This window comes from Streptomyces sp. NPDC001933, from assembly GCF_042890955.1.
Lineage (GTDB): Bacteria > Actinomycetota > Actinomycetes > Streptomycetales > Streptomycetaceae > Streptomyces.
Window position 1 is genome coordinate 265,165 of record NZ_JBIASS010000003.1, and the last position, 16,519, is coordinate 281,683.

Annotated in this window: 14 protein-coding genes; 3 read left to right on the forward strand and 11 right to left on the reverse strand. The window is 68.5% G+C overall.

What is annotated here, in order from left to right; all coding sequences use genetic code 11:
• Positions 1-215: 215 nt before the first annotated feature.
• The 4 genes from ACFYY7_RS08960 to ACFYY7_RS08975 are packed head-to-tail and all read right to left on the reverse strand — an operon-like array spanning position 216 to position 3,806.
• Complete coding sequence (locus tag ACFYY7_RS08960; RefSeq protein WP_382926445.1) at positions 216-1,910, reverse strand: ATP-binding protein; 1,695 nt, start codon at positions 1,908-1,910, stop codon at positions 216-218.
• Complete coding sequence (locus ACFYY7_RS08965) at positions 1,907-2,641, reverse strand: HNH endonuclease (RefSeq protein WP_382926448.1); 735 nt, start codon at positions 2,639-2,641, stop codon at positions 1,907-1,909. Before ACFYY7_RS08965 ends, ACFYY7_RS08960 begins: the two co-directional genes overlap by 4 nt.
• A complete protein-coding gene (locus ACFYY7_RS08970) occupies positions 2,635-3,426 on the reverse strand; it encodes a hypothetical protein (protein ID WP_382926451.1) in 792 nt (263 codons plus the stop codon). The genes ACFYY7_RS08965 and ACFYY7_RS08970 overlap by 7 nt, the downstream gene beginning before the upstream one ends.
• Positions 3,423-3,806: a hypothetical protein gene (locus tag ACFYY7_RS08975; RefSeq protein ID WP_382926454.1), complete on the reverse strand. Its 384-nt coding sequence runs from the start codon at positions 3,804-3,806 to the stop codon at positions 3,423-3,425. Before ACFYY7_RS08975 ends, ACFYY7_RS08970 begins: the two co-directional genes overlap by 4 nt.
• A gap of 153 nt (positions 3,807-3,959) precedes the next feature.
• On the opposite strand from ACFYY7_RS08975, the gene ACFYY7_RS08980 reads away from it, so the two are divergent.
• Both ACFYY7_RS08980 and ACFYY7_RS08985 read left to right on the forward strand, forming a co-directional pair.
• A complete protein-coding gene (locus ACFYY7_RS08980; protein WP_382926457.1) occupies positions 3,960-4,730 on the forward strand; it encodes a GntR family transcriptional regulator in 771 nt (256 codons plus the stop codon).
• A gap of 23 nt (positions 4,731-4,753) precedes the next feature.
• A complete protein-coding gene (locus ACFYY7_RS08985; protein WP_382926459.1) occupies positions 4,754-5,299 on the forward strand; it encodes a GNAT family N-acetyltransferase in 546 nt (181 codons plus the stop codon).
• 210 nt (positions 5,300-5,509) lie between these two features.
• On the opposite strand, the gene ACFYY7_RS08990 is transcribed toward ACFYY7_RS08985, so the two are convergent.
• Positions 5,510-5,728 carry a YozE family protein gene (locus ACFYY7_RS08990; RefSeq protein WP_382926462.1) on the reverse strand — a complete coding sequence of 73 codons (219 nt, stop codon included), beginning with the start codon at positions 5,726-5,728 and terminating at the stop codon, positions 5,510-5,512.
• Between the two features lie 1,580 nt (positions 5,729-7,308).
• Positions 7,309-7,740: a hypothetical protein gene (locus ACFYY7_RS08995; protein WP_382926465.1), complete on the reverse strand. Its 432-nt coding sequence runs from the start codon at positions 7,738-7,740 to the stop codon at positions 7,309-7,311.
• A gap of 1,314 nt (positions 7,741-9,054) precedes the next feature.
• On the opposite strand from ACFYY7_RS08995, the gene ACFYY7_RS09000 reads away from it, so the two are divergent.
• Entirely contained in the window at positions 9,055-9,906 is an 852-nt protein-coding gene (locus ACFYY7_RS09000) for a hypothetical protein (protein ID WP_388658894.1), read from the forward strand.
• 385 nt (positions 9,907-10,291) lie between these two features.
• On the opposite strand, the gene ACFYY7_RS09005 is transcribed toward ACFYY7_RS09000, so the two are convergent.
• From ACFYY7_RS09005 to ACFYY7_RS09025, 5 genes are all read right to left on the reverse strand, one after another.
• The gene (locus ACFYY7_RS09005) at positions 10,292-11,530 is read right to left on the reverse strand and encodes a styrene monooxygenase/indole monooxygenase family protein (protein WP_356088322.1); all 1,239 of its coding nucleotides are present in this window, start codon (positions 11,528-11,530) and stop codon (positions 10,292-10,294) included.
• Between the two features lie 362 nt (positions 11,531-11,892).
• On the reverse strand, positions 11,893-12,543 hold the full coding sequence (locus ACFYY7_RS09010) for an ATP/GTP-binding protein (RefSeq protein WP_266729720.1): 651 nt from the start codon (positions 12,541-12,543) through the stop codon (positions 11,893-11,895).
• The gene (locus ACFYY7_RS09015) at positions 12,524-12,934 is read right to left on the reverse strand and encodes a DUF742 domain-containing protein (RefSeq protein ID WP_266729721.1); all 411 of its coding nucleotides are present in this window, start codon (positions 12,932-12,934) and stop codon (positions 12,524-12,526) included. The genes ACFYY7_RS09010 and ACFYY7_RS09015 overlap by 20 nt, the downstream gene beginning before the upstream one ends.
• Positions 12,931-13,407, reverse strand: a complete 477-nt coding sequence (locus ACFYY7_RS09020) for a roadblock/LC7 domain-containing protein (RefSeq protein WP_383715133.1) — start codon at positions 13,405-13,407, stop codon at positions 12,931-12,933. The genes ACFYY7_RS09015 and ACFYY7_RS09020 overlap by 4 nt, the downstream gene beginning before the upstream one ends.
• Positions 13,404-16,289 carry a nitrate- and nitrite sensing domain-containing protein gene (locus tag ACFYY7_RS09025; protein ID WP_388658898.1) on the reverse strand — a complete coding sequence of 962 codons (2,886 nt, stop codon included), beginning with the start codon at positions 16,287-16,289 and terminating at the stop codon, positions 13,404-13,406. Before ACFYY7_RS09025 ends, ACFYY7_RS09020 begins: the two co-directional genes overlap by 4 nt.
• Between the last annotated feature and the right edge of the window lie 230 nt (positions 16,290-16,519).

Genomic DNA, 16,519 nt, shown 5'->3' on the forward strand with positions numbered 1-16,519 from the left:
TGGGAGTGGTGCCGGTCGCCGTCCTAGAGAGTTGCTGTATCTCAGCGTCCGCAGCGCACCAGCGTCCGCAACCTTCCGTTTTCGCAGGTCAGTTGGGGTGAGAGGTGTGGACGCTAGTGCGGACGCTACGGGCGCTGGACGGCTTCAGCGTCCGCAGCGGGTGACGTGTCCGGGCCGCTGTTCTGCGGCCCGGCCCGGCGGGTCTTCCGGCTACGTCAGTGCTGGTCAGAGGGCGTGTGCCCCGACCCTGGCGGGGTCACGTCGGGCCACAGGGGGCCTTGTTCGGATGCGGACGCTGACTCTTCCTCGTCGGGGGTGCGGGACAGCGTGAGGAGGCGGTGCCGGTGCCGGTCGGCACTACGCTGCGTGTCGTCCACCGTGATCCCGATCGAGCGCAGCAGTGGAGCGAGGCGTTTGACGCGTCCGCTGGCTCGGGTGGCGTCCTTGGGCCAGTTCGGTGGCCTGACCAGTGGTGCGGGCAGTGCTTCGAGCAGTTGCCCGGCGGTGCCCTGCCAGGTGCCTGCCTGCTCGACCAGGTGGGCGAGGGCCATGGCGAACGGGTCGCCTTCCATCGCGTCGGTGGCGACGTTGGCTGATGTGGCTAGGTAGTCGCCCAGGGTGTTCCAGCCCTGTGTCTGGTCGACGGCTGCCAGGACGCGGGCGAAGTCGGCCATGCGCGGCATGGACTCCAGCCGCACCGACGGCAGCACCGCGAGCACGCACGCCAGCACATCGAACAGGGCCGCGAGCACAGCAGGCCGTACCGCCTCGAAGGCGTTGTCCAGCTCCTCTTCGGAGCGGCGCCGTTCGGAGTCGATGAGCTGCAGGTCCAGCATGAGGACGCGTTCGGCCAGGTCCCCGGCGAGAGCTCCCGCATCGATGGTGGTCATGGCCAGCACCCGCTTGAAGGTGAGGACGACCACGTCGTCATCGGTGTACAGGGCCCGGTCGACCACGCCGTCGCCGGTAACGGCCTTGCACAGGGTGTCCGACAGCCACGGCGGGATGGTGCTGATGTTGTCCAGGCACAGCGCCCATGAGCTGAACGCCTGCCGCGACCACGCCTTTTCGTCGCGGGGCTGGCTGCGCTTGGCGGCCGGGGACGGGTCGACGAGGTTGATGAACATCTGCGCGGCCTTGGACTTGCCCGTGCCCTGCTCGCCCTTGCACACCAGGGCGGGGTGCGGGATGTCCGGGATCCAGGCCGCAACGAGCCAGCCCACGAGCTGACGGAACGCGGACTCGTCCATGTTCAGCAGCGCGTGCAGCTTGGCCAGGCCGTCACCGTCCAGCACAGGGGCGGGCATGGGTGCCATGGCCCCGGAGCGGCGGAAGAGCACCGGTGCCCGGTCGACGACGTTCCACCCGGTTGCGGTGACCACGACCGCCCTGCCGTCGGCGCTGCCGAGGTCGACCACGACCGCGCCGGCGGGGTCGCGCCCCACCCGCAGGTGCACCGGTTCGGGGTCGGTGTCCTCCGCGATGCCTTCCAGGACGGTCATGGCGTCCGCGAGCGCGGACTGCGAGGCCACCTCTCCGGGGTAAGCGTCGGCGAACTGCCGGGCCAGCCGCTGGCGCAGTCCGCCCTTGTTCCGCAGCGGGAGCGCGACGTTCGGGCCGTCCAGGGCGACCGCGTAGGGGCGGCCGTCGGGGGACGTCACGAACCGGTACTGCTCACGCGCCATGGCCACGACCCGGGCCGCCGCGGGCGGCTTCTTCCCTCCCCCATCTCCGTCGCCGCTGCCCGATCGGCTCGTGTTCACCGGCGGCGGGTCGGTGTTCACGGGACCGGCCTTGGCGTTCACGGGGCCGGGCGGGGTGTTCATGTCGGCCGGGTGGGTGTTCATGGTGCGGGCCCGGTTGTTCACGGTGCCGTTCACGGCGTTCACGGGCTCGGTGGGGATGTTCATGCGGTCGTCCTTCCGTCCCCGGACCGGCGGGAGGTGGCCGTGCGGGTGGCTGTGCGGGCATGTCGTACGGGCAGGTCACACCCCGATCGTTCAGGCGATCGGGTGCCCGATCGGGTGCCTGTGCGGGCGGCTGCCGAGGGTGTGCGGATCGGTGTGCGGGTGGCCGTGCGGGGTGTGCGGGTGGCCGTGTGGTGGGCGTGCGCGAGGCGAGCCAGCAACCGCCAGTCGACCGGGGTGGACAGGGTGGAAACCCGCTCGCCGTCCACCCGACTTCCACCCGACCCGACCAGTCGACTCCCGCGCCGATCGACCGACCCGGGGGCCCGGCCGGGGGGCGCGGTGAACACGGGGTGGACACCGTGAACGTCCCCCTCGTCCACCCGATCCACCGGGTGGACGGTCGGCCGGTCGGTGTGACGCGGGGCGTGACGTCGGGTGTGACGCGGTTGGTCACGCTGGTCACCGACCTGGGACCAGACGAGCAGGAGGGCCATGGACAGCGGGAGCCGGTCGGCCTTGGCCTGGTTGCACGGGCGGCACGCGAGCGTCAGGTTCACGACCGACCAGGTCCGGTAGAGCGACACCGGCACGATGTGGTCCAGGGTCGCTTCCCGCGGCGACCTGAACGGGCGGCGGCAGTACGTACAGCGCCACCCGCGACGGCGGGCCAGCTGCTCCTTGCGGGTGCGCCGACGCGGCGCGGAGAGGTGCTGAGTGCCCACGCCTACCACTCCGCCCGCATCGTGCGCAGCCGCATCCCGTCCGGGCCCGCAGGCGGGGTGAGGCCGATGACGTGCCCGCCAGCGTCCGGGCGGACGACCAGCGGCATGGGCTGCGCCTTCGGGCCGATGGCGCGCAGCAGGTCGAAGCAGAAGCGGCGCCGGTGGTAGTCCGGCAGGGCCTGCTTGTACAGCCACTCCTCATCGCGCCGCCGGTCGGCCGTCGGGCCTCCCAGTTCGGCGGCCATGAACGCGCCGAGCCGGATCAGGGTTTCGGTCGGGACTGCGGTCATGCCCTCGTGGAGGGAGCGGGAGATCAGCAGGTCCCGGTAGGGGAGCTTGCGGAACTCGGCGTGGCGGTAGCGGTGCAGGGGCGACAGGTACAGGGCAACTGCGGCTTCTCCGATGCTCATGGGGCGGGAGCGGGCTCCGGCGTACCAGAAGGAGAGGGCGAGGCGGTAGGCGAAGCGGCGGCACTCGCGGACTTCGGGGAACTCGTCCTCGGGCAGGCCCGCGAAGACCCCGGAGGCGTCCGCGACCCCGGCCGGGCCGAGGGCCGCCACGGCGGTCCGCAGGGTGGCGTAGAGGGTGTCCGTGGAGGGGACCGGGTAGGCGAAGCCATCGGCCATGACCTCAAAGAGAGCGGCAGCGGCCTCGTTCACGTCCAGCTCCAGACCGGCCACGGGGATGGTGGGTAAGTCGCTCCCCTCCCGGCGGCGGTCCATCTCCGCCAGGCAGAACACCGGCCCCGGCGACGGCGCGACGTGCGCGTACAGGGCATCCAGGGGCGTCGTCATGCCGACACCCCGAAGACGCGGGTGACGGCCACGGCCACGCGGCACACGTAGCCCGCCGCGCCCTCGTCGCCGTCCATCGGGTGGCCGAGGTAGACGGCCATGGCCCGGCCCGCGTACTGGTCCATCGCGGTCAGGTCCGTGTCGAGCACCGCGTACTGCAACGACTCCCGGATCACCGCCTCGTCCTCCAGCTCCTCGAAGAGCGGGGCCGCGTTGGTGAAGGACAGCAGGCCCAGGATCTCGGCGAACGTCAGGCACACGGGGATCTGCACGGCCACCCGGACCGGCGCCCCCTCCTCCGGCTCCCGGCCGCCGAACACATCGACGCCCTGAAGCAGCGGCTCACGGTGGGAGTGCGGAGCAAGGATTGCAGGCATCATGGAACTACCCCTTTCGGGTCGGGGAGCGGCGGCTTTGCTGGCAGGCGGGACGCCGCCCCCAGTGGCTTGAGCCAGTTACTGGCTTGAGCCAGTTGAGCATGAAGAAGAAGAGCGCGTCAAGCCACTGGCTTGAGCCAGTTGTATGCTGGTTGCATGACGACCCACGAGAGCGCCCAGCAGCCCGCGAGCAGACGCATCGCTGAAGCATTGCGGTCGGCTATCGAGTCCGGCGAGCTACGCGCCGGCGACAAGCTTCCGTCAGAAAGGGCGCTGGCCGAGCAGTACGGCGCCGCTCGCAACACGGCCCGCGAAGCCGTTCGCCTCCTGGCCGAACAGGGCCTGGTAACCGCCCGACACGGACGCGGAGTCTTCGTGCGCGAGCCTCGTCGACTTTTCCGCTTCGGCAGCGACCGCTACTCGTTGAAGAACCGCGACACCGGGCTAACCCCATTTCGCCTAGAAGCCAAGCGGCAGGGGAAAGTTGCGCGGATCGAAGTACCTTCGATCGCAAGGGAGAATCCTCCGGCCGACGTAGCGGAGCGCCTGATTGTGCCCGTTGGCGAAGAAAGCGTGGTTCACAGAGAGAACCACTACTTCGCGGACGATGAACCCGTCCAAATCGTGTCCACCTATCTCCGGTGGGACGAAGCACAAGGGACGCTTCTCATGGAGAAGAAGAGCGGCCCTAACGGCATCTACGGGCGCCTCGAAGAACTTGGGCATGTCATGACATCAATTCGAGACGAGATCACTGCTCGCATGCCAACGCCGCACGAAGCATCGGTTCTTCAGCTTCCTCCCGGTGTGCCCGTCCTCGAAGTCCTCCACACAAGCCTGGACCAGGATGAGACGCCTTTCGAGGTTTCTCGTTACGTACACCGAGCTGACCTGACCGGACTCAAGTACGAACTGCCCGTCCAGTGAAGACAGCCACGGGAGAAGAAGCATTGGAGAACAGCATCGAGGCCGAGGTTTCCATTCGGCCGCGCATCGCCTCGGACATCCTTGAGGCCGCTGCGGGGCTTAAGGAGGTACACAAGAGCGACGGCTATCCAGTCGAGGGGGTGGAACACCCCACCGAATGGCTGACGCCAAGTGGACTGCTCGGGGCTTGGGTTGCCGAAGCCGCCGGACGCGTCGTTGGCCACGTAGCATTGACAGAGCCGACAGACGAGGAGGCCGTTGCCCTTTGGGCCGACCTCAACGGCGGAGACGCAGGCAGGATTGGCGTCCTTGCTCGCCTATTCGTTCTCCCTGAAATGCGGGGGCGGGCCATCGGCGAACGTCTGACTCGCACCGTACAGGCGTACGCGAGTTCTGCGGGCCTGCGGCTCGTACTCGACGTGATGACGAAGGACTCAGCGGCGATTCAACTCTACGAGCGCCTTGGCTGGCGGCGAATTGGCCGTATCGACCACAAGTTCGGAAATGGACGCAAAGTGGACGCATTGGCCTACACATACGCGGAAAGTGACACGTCCTCCAGCGTGTGAGTCGACTACCTCCTAGCAACAGGCAACCGCTGCCGAAAAGGCCCTGGATTCCCCAGATCCAGGGCCTTTCCCGTGCCCACCGCTAGACGCTAGCGCGCAGGTCAGCGCTGCAATCTGCTGCTAGCGGGGGTGCTAGACCTAGCGGCGGCGGGTGCTAGACCTAGCACCCCCGCTCGGGTGCTGGATCGTTCGAAGAGGCAGCAGGGGCTATCAGCGCTCCCTTTCGCTGTAAAGCCGCCAAGCGCGCTCCAGCGTCTCGACGGCGGCAGGGACGGCGCCCACCTCATGGAGATAGTCCCTCTGCCCTTTGAGTTGCTTCCCAGTGGGCCAGTCAGGATCTGCAGCCACGTCACGGGCCAAGTCGCCGATGGCACTGTCGTCCTTGGCATGGGTCTTCAACCATGCAGTGAAGCTCTGAGTACTCGTCATACAGGCATCATTCCCTTGCCTCAGAGAGCAATCCAGGGGCGGGGCTGGATGCCCTCAAGCACCGATGCCCTCCGCCCCCTGGATGGCTCTGGGCGGCATTTCAGAGGAGGCTCGCAGGCGGGAAGGGGCCAGCGGCAAGTCTGTCCGAGGTCTGGATTTCTGCGTCATCGCGTCATCAGCGTCACCTATACCCCCTGAGCTGCGGTTTTGTGGTGACGCAGAGGTGTGAGGGTGCGTCATTGGTGACGCAGGCGTGTGTCACCAATGACGCACGTGGTGACGCAGGTGACGCAGGATGACGCAGGCGAAGCCGTTCTGCGTCACCCCTATCACGGCAGGTCAGGGGCTGTTTTGCGCCCTTTGGTGACGCGGTGACGCAGAGCTTTCCTACTTAGGAAAAAGAAGGGGGTTTCTGTTGTCGTACAGCGCCGCCTCGCGCGCTCGCCGAACAGCAAGAAGAGCACCCCGGCGGCTGGGCGGGCGGGTGCTCCTCTTGCCTGGAGACAGGAAGCGGAAGATCACGCATGGCACGCCCCGCCCCCCTCGTCAGGGGTCAGCGTCCGTAGCGTCCGCAAGCTCTTTCGCTTAAGAGCCGTCTTGACCTGCGGTGATGCTCTTAAGAGGTGGCGGGGCGTGCGGACACTGCGGACGCTGGCGGACGCTAGACATTTCGTTTAGCGTCCACAAAGAAAGCCCAGGTCAGGGGCCACACCTGACAGGTCGCGGACGCTGCGGACGCTATTCCCTCTCAACTCTCTAGTAAGAGATGTAATGAGAGCCAAGCGGAACACCCGCCCCCTCTGAAATGCCTCGGCGATCAATCCAGGAGGGGCGGGGGCCGGATGCCCTCAAGCTCCGATGCCCTCTGCCGCCCCTGGATTGCTCTGGGCGGCATTTCAGGAGGGGCGAGCTCGCGGCCGGGGAGATCTGCGCGGCCGCAAGCAAGAAGAGCACCCGCCGGCGGCGAGGCGTGCTCCTCTTGCTTGTGCGAGCAGAGGAAGAGACCACGGCCGCCGAGCGGGTGGTCTCTTCGACCTCGATTGTGCCGAGCGGGGAGCACTGGGTGCAGCCGCCGACTAACTGCTGAACCGGCCTGCTGGTAGCCAGGGCCAGTTACCCTCCGTGCTCGTGGCTACTGGCTACTGGCTAGTGCCCTGCTGAAAGGGCCTGTATGGACAGTAGAGGCCCGTTCTACTGGCCAGTGGCAAGGTTGGCAGTAGCCACTAGCCAGTAGCTGCGTGTACTCAGGCATGGTCGAGGGCGACTACCCGATCCCTTTCCTGTGCGCCTGCTCGACAAGAGACCACGTGCGGTTACAACTGCTCCAGCGGCCGTTGACGACTGCTGCTATTCGGTGCTGTTGGTGTCAGTCGCTGATGCCAACTCCGCCCGCCTGCGGATGTGCCGTCGGTGCAGCTTCCGTAGTGCCACTCCCACCAGGCTGACGAGTGCGCCGCTCAGGATGTTGATGGATAGATCGCGGATCAAGGGTCCCATGAAAGCGTGGATGCGCTAAAGGGCCGGATCACGCATCGCGCTCCTCGTATGCCGAGATCAGATGATTGGAAGGCGACGCTGGCTCAGCCCCGGCCCGAAGCAGCCACCAGCGGGAACAGCGACTCAGCGCTGTCCCAGCTGGACTCTGTGCTCAGGCGTTCGGATCGAGGGCAGGCCAGCGGTGCGTGCCGCGATCGTCGCTTCGACCGCGCTCGACCAGCGGATGCATCTGCAATGGCGCTCTGCCGCTGAGCAGCGGTGCGAACACCGGCAATCACCGCCTGCCGCGAAAACGGCTCCGTGACACCTGCACGCTTGATCACAATCGCCGTCTCAACGGTCGTGAACAAGAACGTGCAGGCAGAACACCGACGACGACGCCGGATTGAAAGGCCGTCTTCGGAGTCTCTACGCGCCACTACGACGGTAGGGGCAGCACACGAGGGGCACTGCACGAGCGCCTCCTCCGTGATGGCCGTTGGGAAGTAACACAGTAAGCCAGCCGCCTGGCCCATGTACGACGAACGGGATTAGTTCACAACTGGGTTGCCGCAAGAGACCGCGGCCGGCGCGGGGAGGTGGTCTCTTCGACCGCCGCCGGGTGGTGACGGTCCCTACGACTCCGTCACTGCCACGGGGAGTAGGAGAGTTTCCAGTTTCCCGGTTTCCAGCGGGGCCCCTACGCGTGCGCGCGCGAAACGCGAACCTGCCGTCACGCAGCATCGCTACGGGCCTTCTGGTGAACTACCGGGGCCCGGGGGTCTCGAACCACCCGGAAGAAGGGTGCGAGGCTCTGCGGGCCGTGTACGGGTTCGGGTGGTGCGAGGCCGGGATGCCCGGCGCCTTTCATGAGGATCGGGGCGACCGCTTTTGTTAGAAGGCATCCATAAGATATCTGTGTCCCGCAGGCGCCCACGACCCTCCGGGAGCTCCCAGGGAAGGCGCCCGAGGGTCGCCCGCCCAAAGGGCGGTCTACTCTGCCCTTCCCCCTGAGCTCCTGCACCCGCGCGGCGAGCGGAGTGACGGCGCTGTGATGCGGGTGTGCGGGTCGGTGTGACGCGCCCGTCACACCCGCTCCCGCCTAAGGGTTTGGGTGTGACGGCCCCGTCACACGTGACGGCTGTGCGGGGGTGTGACGAGCACCGAACAGCGGGCACCCGAAGACCATCCGACGAACTTCATCTTCATCACCGCTACAGGGTCGGGGCGGGGCCGAGGCGGGCGCGCGAACACCCGGCCCGCTACCTACTGTCAATCCCCTCTGGAAGGTTCACGGACGACAAGAGCCGACGCGGCCAAGAGGGCTGGCCCTGCGGGTGTCAGGCAGTGTCACGCGGGCGGCAGGGCCTGGTGTCAGGCATCAGGCAGAAGCCATCCGCGAGCCCGCGGTGACGTTACACATCACCGGCGGGGAGCCACTTGCGTCAGACGCGGGGCCGAGCGTGCTGGGAGCCAGCCTGTCACTTCTGCGTCTCGCTGCCGTTGGAATGGGCGAGAATGCCGGGGTGTTGAAGGTTATTCTCATCGTGAGTATCGAGCTGGCAGTCGCAGCGATCATTCCTCTGGCCGCTTTTGATGGGCCATTTCGGCGTTGGTGCCTGCGGTCATTGGAGCGTTTCGAACGTCTGCGCGCAGCCTCGGGAATGAGCCGAGCTGCTCCGCTCCTAGGCCAAATACTCCTGCTGCCACCTCGAATACACGATCGAGTAGACGGCCATGGTTTGGCCCCTGGATACGTCGTGCGTTGGTGGTGCGCTCGCCCCCTGGCCAGGCCGATGAAGGTACTCGGGTTCTTTTTATCCCTATACGTCTTAGTTCGCGTCGACGACGTGGCCGACTGGCAGCATCTGCGGCTGAGTGCGGATCCGGGACCGAGACCCGGTGTGGTGCAGGCGCTGCTCAGCGGCTTCGTTGCGATGCCGACATCAATGCGCAACTGGGACGCAGTTGGCACATTTGTGAATCTTCTGGCATTCGCTCTGTTACTGCTCGCTGAAGTGCGCTTTTTCAAGCGCGCAAACCTCACCAGTTCCGGCGACGGCGCGACGCATGCTGCCTATGACCTGGCGGCTTTCGATGGGTACCCCGAGAAGAGGGGTCCGCGAATGGAGTACCGGCGTTGCTGGCCGGTCGTTGTACTGTTGACCGTCGCGGCCCAGTGCGCCACGGTTCTCCGTCGCTGGGAGGAAACGCAGCCGGATTGCCAGGTCCCGCGAGTCTCCATAGAGCCGGTTGAGCAAGCCATCTGGAGGGCGCATCGCACCCGTCGGGCCAGAGCCAGACGGCACAACGAGCGGCAGCTCAAAGAGCATGCCGCACTCGTAGTGGGCGCGCTACGCAGGGCTGAAGCACGGCAGGACTCCGAGCCGGGCCGCGCTCTTGAAGATCTCACCGTGATGCTACTGACGATCGCCGAACGCTACGCCGAGGGCCGCGTCAATGACCTTCTCGACGCGGATCAACTCACCGGCGTGACTCCGGCTGCACCGAAGGAACGGTTGCGGATGATCGTGGTAGGGGTCGTGGTCGTTCTGGTCATGGCCGGTGCCGCCATCCTCGGGTTGCCCGATGCCGCACTGGTGCCTTTGCTGCCCCTGGTGGTCTTGTTCGTCGCGGTCGTCTTCAACCGGGGCCGGGTACCAAACTCAGGGCAGCTCACCGACTTGATTATTCCTCGGTGAGGCTGAGGAGCACGCCGCCCGTGGCTGACAGTGACCAGATTGCTTGTGGTGGGCCCCACAAGCAGACCCCCACAAGAGTTGCAGCAGAGAGTGGCGGTCGCGTTGCCCGCCTCGCCGCAGCGGCGGGCCAGGCCGTGAGCCGTCGGTCGGCCGGCGGGGCGCCAGGAGGGGCGGGCCCCGGGTGTCACGCGGGTGTCAGGGTCTGGTGTCAGGGCGCGTGACACCCGCTCCCGCCTAGGGGTTTGGGTGTCACGCGCCCCCTGACTGTCACGAGGTGTCAGGGCCGTTCCCCGGGCTGGTGGCCGGGCCGTCTGTGGGCCGTCGGAGGGCGGCCCACAGTCACCAACGTTCACCAACGTTGACCGCTGCTCCGCAGGTCAGATGCCTACGCGGCGCCGGTGACCTCGGCGAGGTACGCGTTCGTCTTCTCCGGGTCGAAGAAGAAGTTCTCGAAGTCCGCCGGGTTGTTGAAGCCGTTGGCGAAGCGGTCGGCGACCGGCTGGAGCTGGCCGGCGGCGCCGATCAGGTTCAGCACGTGCTCCGGCGGAACGCCGAGCATGGCGTTCGTCCACTTCGTGACGTGCTGGGCGGTCTCCCAGTAGCGGTCGAAGGTGGCCTGCATCCAGTCCGCGTCGAACTCCCGGTCACCGTGCTCGATGATCGAGTCCAGGTACGCGTTGGCGCACTTGGAGGCCGAGTTGGAGCCCTGGCCGGTGATCGGGTCGTTGGCGACGACGACGTCCGCGACGCCGAGGACCAGACCGCCGCCGGGCAGCCGGCCGATCGGCTTGCGTACGGTCGGCGCGTAGCGGCCCGCCAGGGTGCCGTTGGCGTCGGTCAGTTCGACCTTGGTGGCGCGGGCGTACTCCCACGGCGTGAACCGCTCCATGAGCTCCAGCGTCTTCGCCAGGTGCTCGGAGGGGTCCTTGATGCCCTGGAAGACGTCGAGCGGGCCGCCCGGGACGCCCTCCCAGAACAGGATGTCGGCGCGGCCGGACGTGGTCAGGGTCGGCATCACGAAGAGCTCGCCGACGCCGGGGACCAGGTTGCAGCGGACCGCGTCGAAGTCGGGGTGCTCCGGGCGCGGGCCCATGCCGTGGACGTACGCGACGGCCAGGGCGCGCTGCGGGGCGTCGAACGGCGAACGGGAGGCGTCCCGGCCGAACATGGAGACCAGCTCGCCCTTGCCCGCGGAGACCATCACCAGGTCGTAGGTGCGGGAGAAGTAGTCCAGGTCCGAGACGGCCGCGCCGTGGATGACGAGCTGTCCGCCGCGCTGGGCGAACGTCTCCATCCAGCCGGCCATCTTCACGCGCTGGTCGACGGACTGGGCGAAGCCGTCCAGCTTGCCGACCCAGTCGACGGCGCGCGAGGAGTCCGGCGCCGCGACGGAGACGCCGAGGCCCTCGATGCGCGGGGCCTGGGACTCCCAGAAGTTGAGCTGGTAGTCACGCTCGTGCTGGAGCGCGGTGTGGAACATGCACTGCGTCGACATGACCCGGCCGGAGCGGACCTCGTCGGCGGTGCGGTTGGACATCAGGGTGACTTCGTACCCCTTGGACTGCAGTCCGAGGGCCAGCTGGAGCCCGGACTGGCCGGCTCCGACTATGAGTATCTTCCGCATCGCGGTTCTCCGTTGTATGTGGCTAGGTCGGGTCGTCGGACTGCCGCCGTCGCCCGAAGGGCGGCCGCGCGGCGTGCGGTGCCTGCGATCGCAAGGCGCCGGAAGGTCCTCGGACGGGGTCTCCCCCGCTCGAACGCAGTTGAGAACTCGAGGAAGGAGTTACTGGGGCATTTCGGCAACGCCGCGAGCGTGCGTGCCGGACGCCGCGCGGCAGACGGCAGTCCGACGACCCGGCCTGAGGGCTGTCCCGCAATCACTGGTGGATCAGCGTGCGGCGTCGGACGCTTCCCCTGCTCGAGCGCAGCCGAGAGCTTGGGGAAGCGTCTGACGTAGAACGCCCGCCAGGGATCACGGGACAGCCCTCAGGCGGGGGTGGCGTCCAGGGCGTGGCCGACCAGGGCCAGCAACGACTCGACGACGGTGATCCTGTTGCGCGCGTCCATGATCACAACAGGTACGTGCGAGGGGACGGTCAGGGCCTCCCGGACATCTTCGGCCTCGAATCCGGGCGTTCCCTCGAAGTGGTTGACGGCCACGATGTACGGCAGCCCGCAGCTCTCGAAGTAGTCGAGTGCGGGGAAGCAGTCGGCGAGCCGGCGGGTGTCGGCCATCACCACGGCGCCGATCGCGCCGCGCACCAGGTCGTCCCACATGAACCAGAAGCGCTGCTGGCCCGGTGTGCCGAACACGTACAGCACGAGGTCGTCGTCGAGCGTGAGCCGGCCGAAGTCCATCGCGACGGTCGTGGTGACCTTGTCGGGCGTCGCGGAGAGATCGTCGGTCTCCTCGCTGGCCTGGGTCATCATCGCTTCGGTCTTCAGCGGGGTGATCTCGGAGACCGACCCCACGAAGGTCGTCTTGCCCACGCCGAAGCCTCCCGCGACCACGATCTTCGTGGCGATGGGAGCCCTGGTGTGATCCAGCTGCCAGGCCTGGAGCGATTCCTCGGCCTGGTCCTTGGCGCCCGGCTGACGCGGGGCGAAGAGCGGCGACTCAGAGACGGCGGAGTCCATTGAGCACCCTTTCGAGCAGTGCGCGGTCGGGCTGGCCGGTGCCGTGACCGGTCCCGTACACGCGGATCTTTCCTTGATCGGCCAAGTCGCTGAGCAGTACCCGGACCACGCCGAGCGGCATCTTCAACAGGGCCGAGATCTCCGCGACGGTACGCATCCGGCGGCAGATTTCGACGATGGCCTGGAGCTCCGGCATGATGCGGCCCAGGTTGCCGTTGGTCAGCTCGCGGCGTTCCTCGGGCGCTTCGAGCGCGGCGACGAACGTCTCGACGAGCAGGACGTGGCCGAAACGGGTGCGTCCGCCGGTGAGCGAGTACGGACGGACCCGTGCGGGCCTTCGGTCGGCCCCGCGGACGGGGAGCCTGCGGGCGGTTTCAGCAGCGGGCTTCACTGGGTGCTCTCCATCGATTTGCGCAGTTCACTGCGGAGTTCGGGGGTGAGTACGTGTCCGGCCCGGCCGACGAAGAGCGCCATGTGGTAGGCGATGACGCTCATGTCGCAGTCCGGGGTGGCGTGCACGCCGAGGAGCGAGCCGTCGCTGATCGACATGACGAAGACGCTGCCTTCGTCCATGGCGACCATCGTCTGCTTGACGCCGCCGCCGTCCATCAGCTTGGCGGCGCCGATGGTGAGGCTGCCGATGCCGGAGACGATCGTCGCCAGGTCGGCACTGGAGCCCCTGGGGCCGCCCTGGCCGCCGGTCCGGGCGATCAGATGGCCGGGGTCGGAGGAGAGCAGCATCAGTCCGTCGGACGAGACGACGGTGACCGAGTGGACCCCTGGCACCTCCTCCACGAGATTGCTCAGCAACCAGTGAAGGTTACGGGCCTCGGTACTCAGCCCGAATGTGCTGGGCGCAGTCAACTGCGTGCCTCCTCGACTGTGTCCCCCGTCTCGTCCGTCCGATCGGTCCGGCCGCCATGGAGGCCGGCCGCCTCACTGTGTTCGGTCTGTGCGGGGCGTGCACCGGGTACGGCGGCTCCCGGGAACGTGCCGGTGACCGTGCTCTCGGCGATCTCCGCCTCGACGTCCCGGCGGCCGTCCTTCGCGCCTTGGTGGAAGCCGCCGAGCCGGCGGCGCAGCGCCTCCTTGTCCAGGCTGCTCTTGCGCTCGGCGGTGGGTGCCGTGGTGGGCTTGACGACCTTGGGGGTGCGCTTGGGCAGCCCCTTGTCGGTGATGCGTTCGGCGGGCTGCTGGGGCTGCTGCTCCGGCTGCCGGGGGCCGGGCAGGGCGTCGGCCACGGGGGTGTGCGCCGGAGCGGCGGGGCGCGGCTCCGGGGCGCCGTCCGTGGTGCGCTCGTGGCGGTCGGGGCCGATGGTGTACGGGTCGGGGGCCTTGGCCCGGGGGGCGTCCGCGGACTCCGGCACCACCGGGAGCCGGACCTGCATCGTGACCTCGGCCTCCGTCTCGGCCGGGGCCGGGGCGGGGGCCTGCTCCTGGGCGGGCTCGGGGGCAAAGGCGGGGGCCGGTTCGGCCTCCGCCTCGCGGATCGTCTGCTCGGCGGCGGCGATCAGCGGGTCGTCGGGCAGCGCGAGCGTACGGCTCGGCAGCGCGTTGGAGTTGGCCTCGGCGACCGACCCCGGCAGGTTCAGCGCGGGAGCGTCCCCGGGGACCTTCACCGGCGGCGGGGCGGCGGCCGGGGGCGCCTTCGGCAGCAGGGCCTGCGGCAGCACGACGACCGCCGTGACCCCGCTGCCCTTGTGCTCGCGCAGCTGGACCCGGACGCCGTGGCGCGCGGCCAGCAGGGAGGTGACCTGGAGGCCCAGGCCGGCCCCGTCCGCTCCCTGGTCCCCCACCTCGAAGAGCGTGGGGTCGGCGAGGCGGGTGTTGAGCTCGCCCATCCGTACGGCCGACATCCCGATGCCCTCGTCCTGGACGGAGAGCATCACCTCGCCGCTCTCCAGCAGCCAGCCGGAGAGCTGGACGTGGGAGTCGGGCGGTGAGAAGGAGGTGGCGTTCTCCAGGAGTTCGGCGACCAGGTGGCTGAGGTCGTCGGCGGCGAAGCCGGCGATCTGGGCGTGCGGCGGCAGGGACTGGATGGTGACCCGCTCGTACCGCTCGATCTCCGACACGGCCGCGCGCAACACGTCGACCAGCGGGATCGGCCCCGCGTGCCCGTGGCCGTGCTCGGCGCCCGCGAGGACCAGCATGTTCTCGCTGTGCCTGCGCATGACGGTGGCCATGTGGTCGAGCTTGAAGAGGGTGGCGAGCCGCTCCGGGTCGTGCTCGCGCTCCTCCAGGCTCTCGATGACCCCGAGCTGGCGCTCGACGAGGCCGAGGGTGCGCAGCGAGAGGTTGACGAAGGTGTGGTGGACCGTGTTCTTCAGCCGCTCCAGCTGGGCGGTGAGGTCGGAGGCCAGGACCTGGAGCTCGGCGCGCTGGAGGGTGAGGGCCTCGCGCCCGGCGAGCAGCTCGCCGTGCTCGGCCCGGAGGGTCTCGTAACGGCCGTTGAACTCGGTCAGGAGCCCCTGGAGCCTGCCGTGCAGGCTGTTGAGGGACCGTACGACCTGGGCGAACTCGTCGTTGCGGCCGGTGTAGCGGATCGGCTCGGCGGTGTCGGGCTCGGTGGCGATGCGGGAGGCGCCGATCCGCAGCACGGCGAGCGGCTGGGTGAGGGTGCGGGCCACCGCGGTGGAGACGCCGACGGCGATCAGCAGGCAGCCGCCGAGCAGCGCGATGCGCAGTTCGAGCGCGGTGACGTCGTCGTCGCGCAACTGCTCCAGGCCCTGGATCTGTTCGGTGCCCAGGGCGGATTCGACGCTCCGCATCCGGTCGATCCGCGCGGAGAGCGCCGCGCCGGCCTTCTTACTGCTGGTCCGCTGGTCGGAGTCGGACAGCTCGGGGCGGTCGGTGAGGGTGTTGAGGTACTTCTCCGCGCTGTTGACCTCGGGCCCGGTGACGGTGGACGACAGCTTGTCGCGGGCGGTGGACCCGGCGGCCTGGTCGAAGTCGGCGAGGGCGGCGAGTTCGCGGACCCGGGTCTGCTGGGCGGCGGCGCTCAGCTCGTCACGGGTGCGGTCGTCCTTGTCGCTGCCGCTGTCCTGGGTCGGCACCGGCAGTCCGGTCACCGGGTCGATCTGCGGGACGGTGACCTTGCGGGGTACCGAGAGCGCGGCAATCAGCAGCCCGCGGGTGGCGGAGGCCTGCTCGGTGGCCTGGCCGAGGGCGAGCGGGGCCCGGGTGGCCTCGGCCGCGCGCGGCGGGGTCTTCTCGGCGAGTTCGTCCGCGAGCGCGTGGAGCTTGGCGATGACCTCGGAGTAGGCCTGGTGGGCCTCCAGTGCCGTGCCCTTGCCGCTGAGCGCGTCGCGGCGCAGGGACGGGATCGTGGAGAGGTCCCGGCGCAGCGCGGCCGGGGCCGTGGGCCGGATCTCGTCGACCTGCTGGTCGACGCGGGCGCTCCGGCTGCGGGAGTCGTCCTTGCCGCCGGACGCCTCGTCACTTCCGGACGCGATCCGGGCGGTGACGTCGTCGCGCTCGTCCGCGAGGGCGTGGGCGAGGGCGATGGCCTGCTGGTTCAGCTCGGCGAGGGTGACCAGCCGCTGCGATTCGTTCAGTTCGGAGGAGGCGGCGAGGATCGCGGGGGTGCCCGCGGCGATGACCGTGATGCCGACCACCGCGACACCGGCGACCAGCCGGCTCCGCACCCGCACGGGGCGCCGGGTGCTCCCGCTCTCGGCAGGTGCCGGTGGCGTCACCCCGGAACCACTCTGCTTGCCGCCCTTGCTCCGAGGCCGCTTCTTCTGCACCGGTGCTCGCAATCTTGACTCGTCCGCCCTTGAAGCAGAGGTGACGCACGGTCACATGTAACGAGCGCCCCGTCCCCTGGTACGGCTTCTGACCATTCCAGTGCTTTTGGGAGGGGGGCGTGCATCAACCACTCCGCCACCTGAACGAGTGAACATCACTCCAGAGTTGGCGAACAAGTTTGCCCCGGCGGCACCTCGGCCACACCTGGCGCTTGGGCTGGAACTTCCGC

Excerpts from the sequence above, each read along its gene's own strand:
- ACFYY7_RS08960 (WP_382926445.1), bottom strand. The coding sequence starts at position 1,910 with ATGAACATCCCCACCGAGCCCGTGAACGCCGTGAACGGCACCGTGAAC.
- ACFYY7_RS08970 (WP_382926451.1), bottom strand. The coding sequence starts at position 3,426 with ATGACGACGCCCCTGGATGCCCTGTACGCGCACGTCGCGCCGTCGCCG.
- ACFYY7_RS08975 (WP_382926454.1), bottom strand. The coding sequence starts at position 3,806 with ATGATGCCTGCAATCCTTGCTCCGCACTCCCACCGTGAGCCGCTGCTT.
- ACFYY7_RS08980 (WP_382926457.1), top strand. The coding sequence starts at position 3,960 with ATGACGACCCACGAGAGCGCCCAGCAGCCCGCGAGCAGACGCATCGCT.
- ACFYY7_RS08990 (WP_382926462.1), bottom strand. The coding sequence starts at position 5,728 with ATGACGAGTACTCAGAGCTTCACTGCATGGTTGAAGACCCATGCCAAG.
- ACFYY7_RS08995 (WP_382926465.1), bottom strand. The coding sequence starts at position 7,740 with ATGGGCCAGGCGGCTGGCTTACTGTGTTACTTCCCAACGGCCATCACG.
- ACFYY7_RS09005 (WP_356088322.1), bottom strand. The coding sequence starts at position 11,530 with ATGCGGAAGATACTCATAGTCGGAGCCGGCCAGTCCGGGCTCCAGCTG.
- ACFYY7_RS09010 (WP_266729720.1), bottom strand. The coding sequence starts at position 12,543 with ATGGACTCCGCCGTCTCTGAGTCGCCGCTCTTCGCCCCGCGTCAGCCG.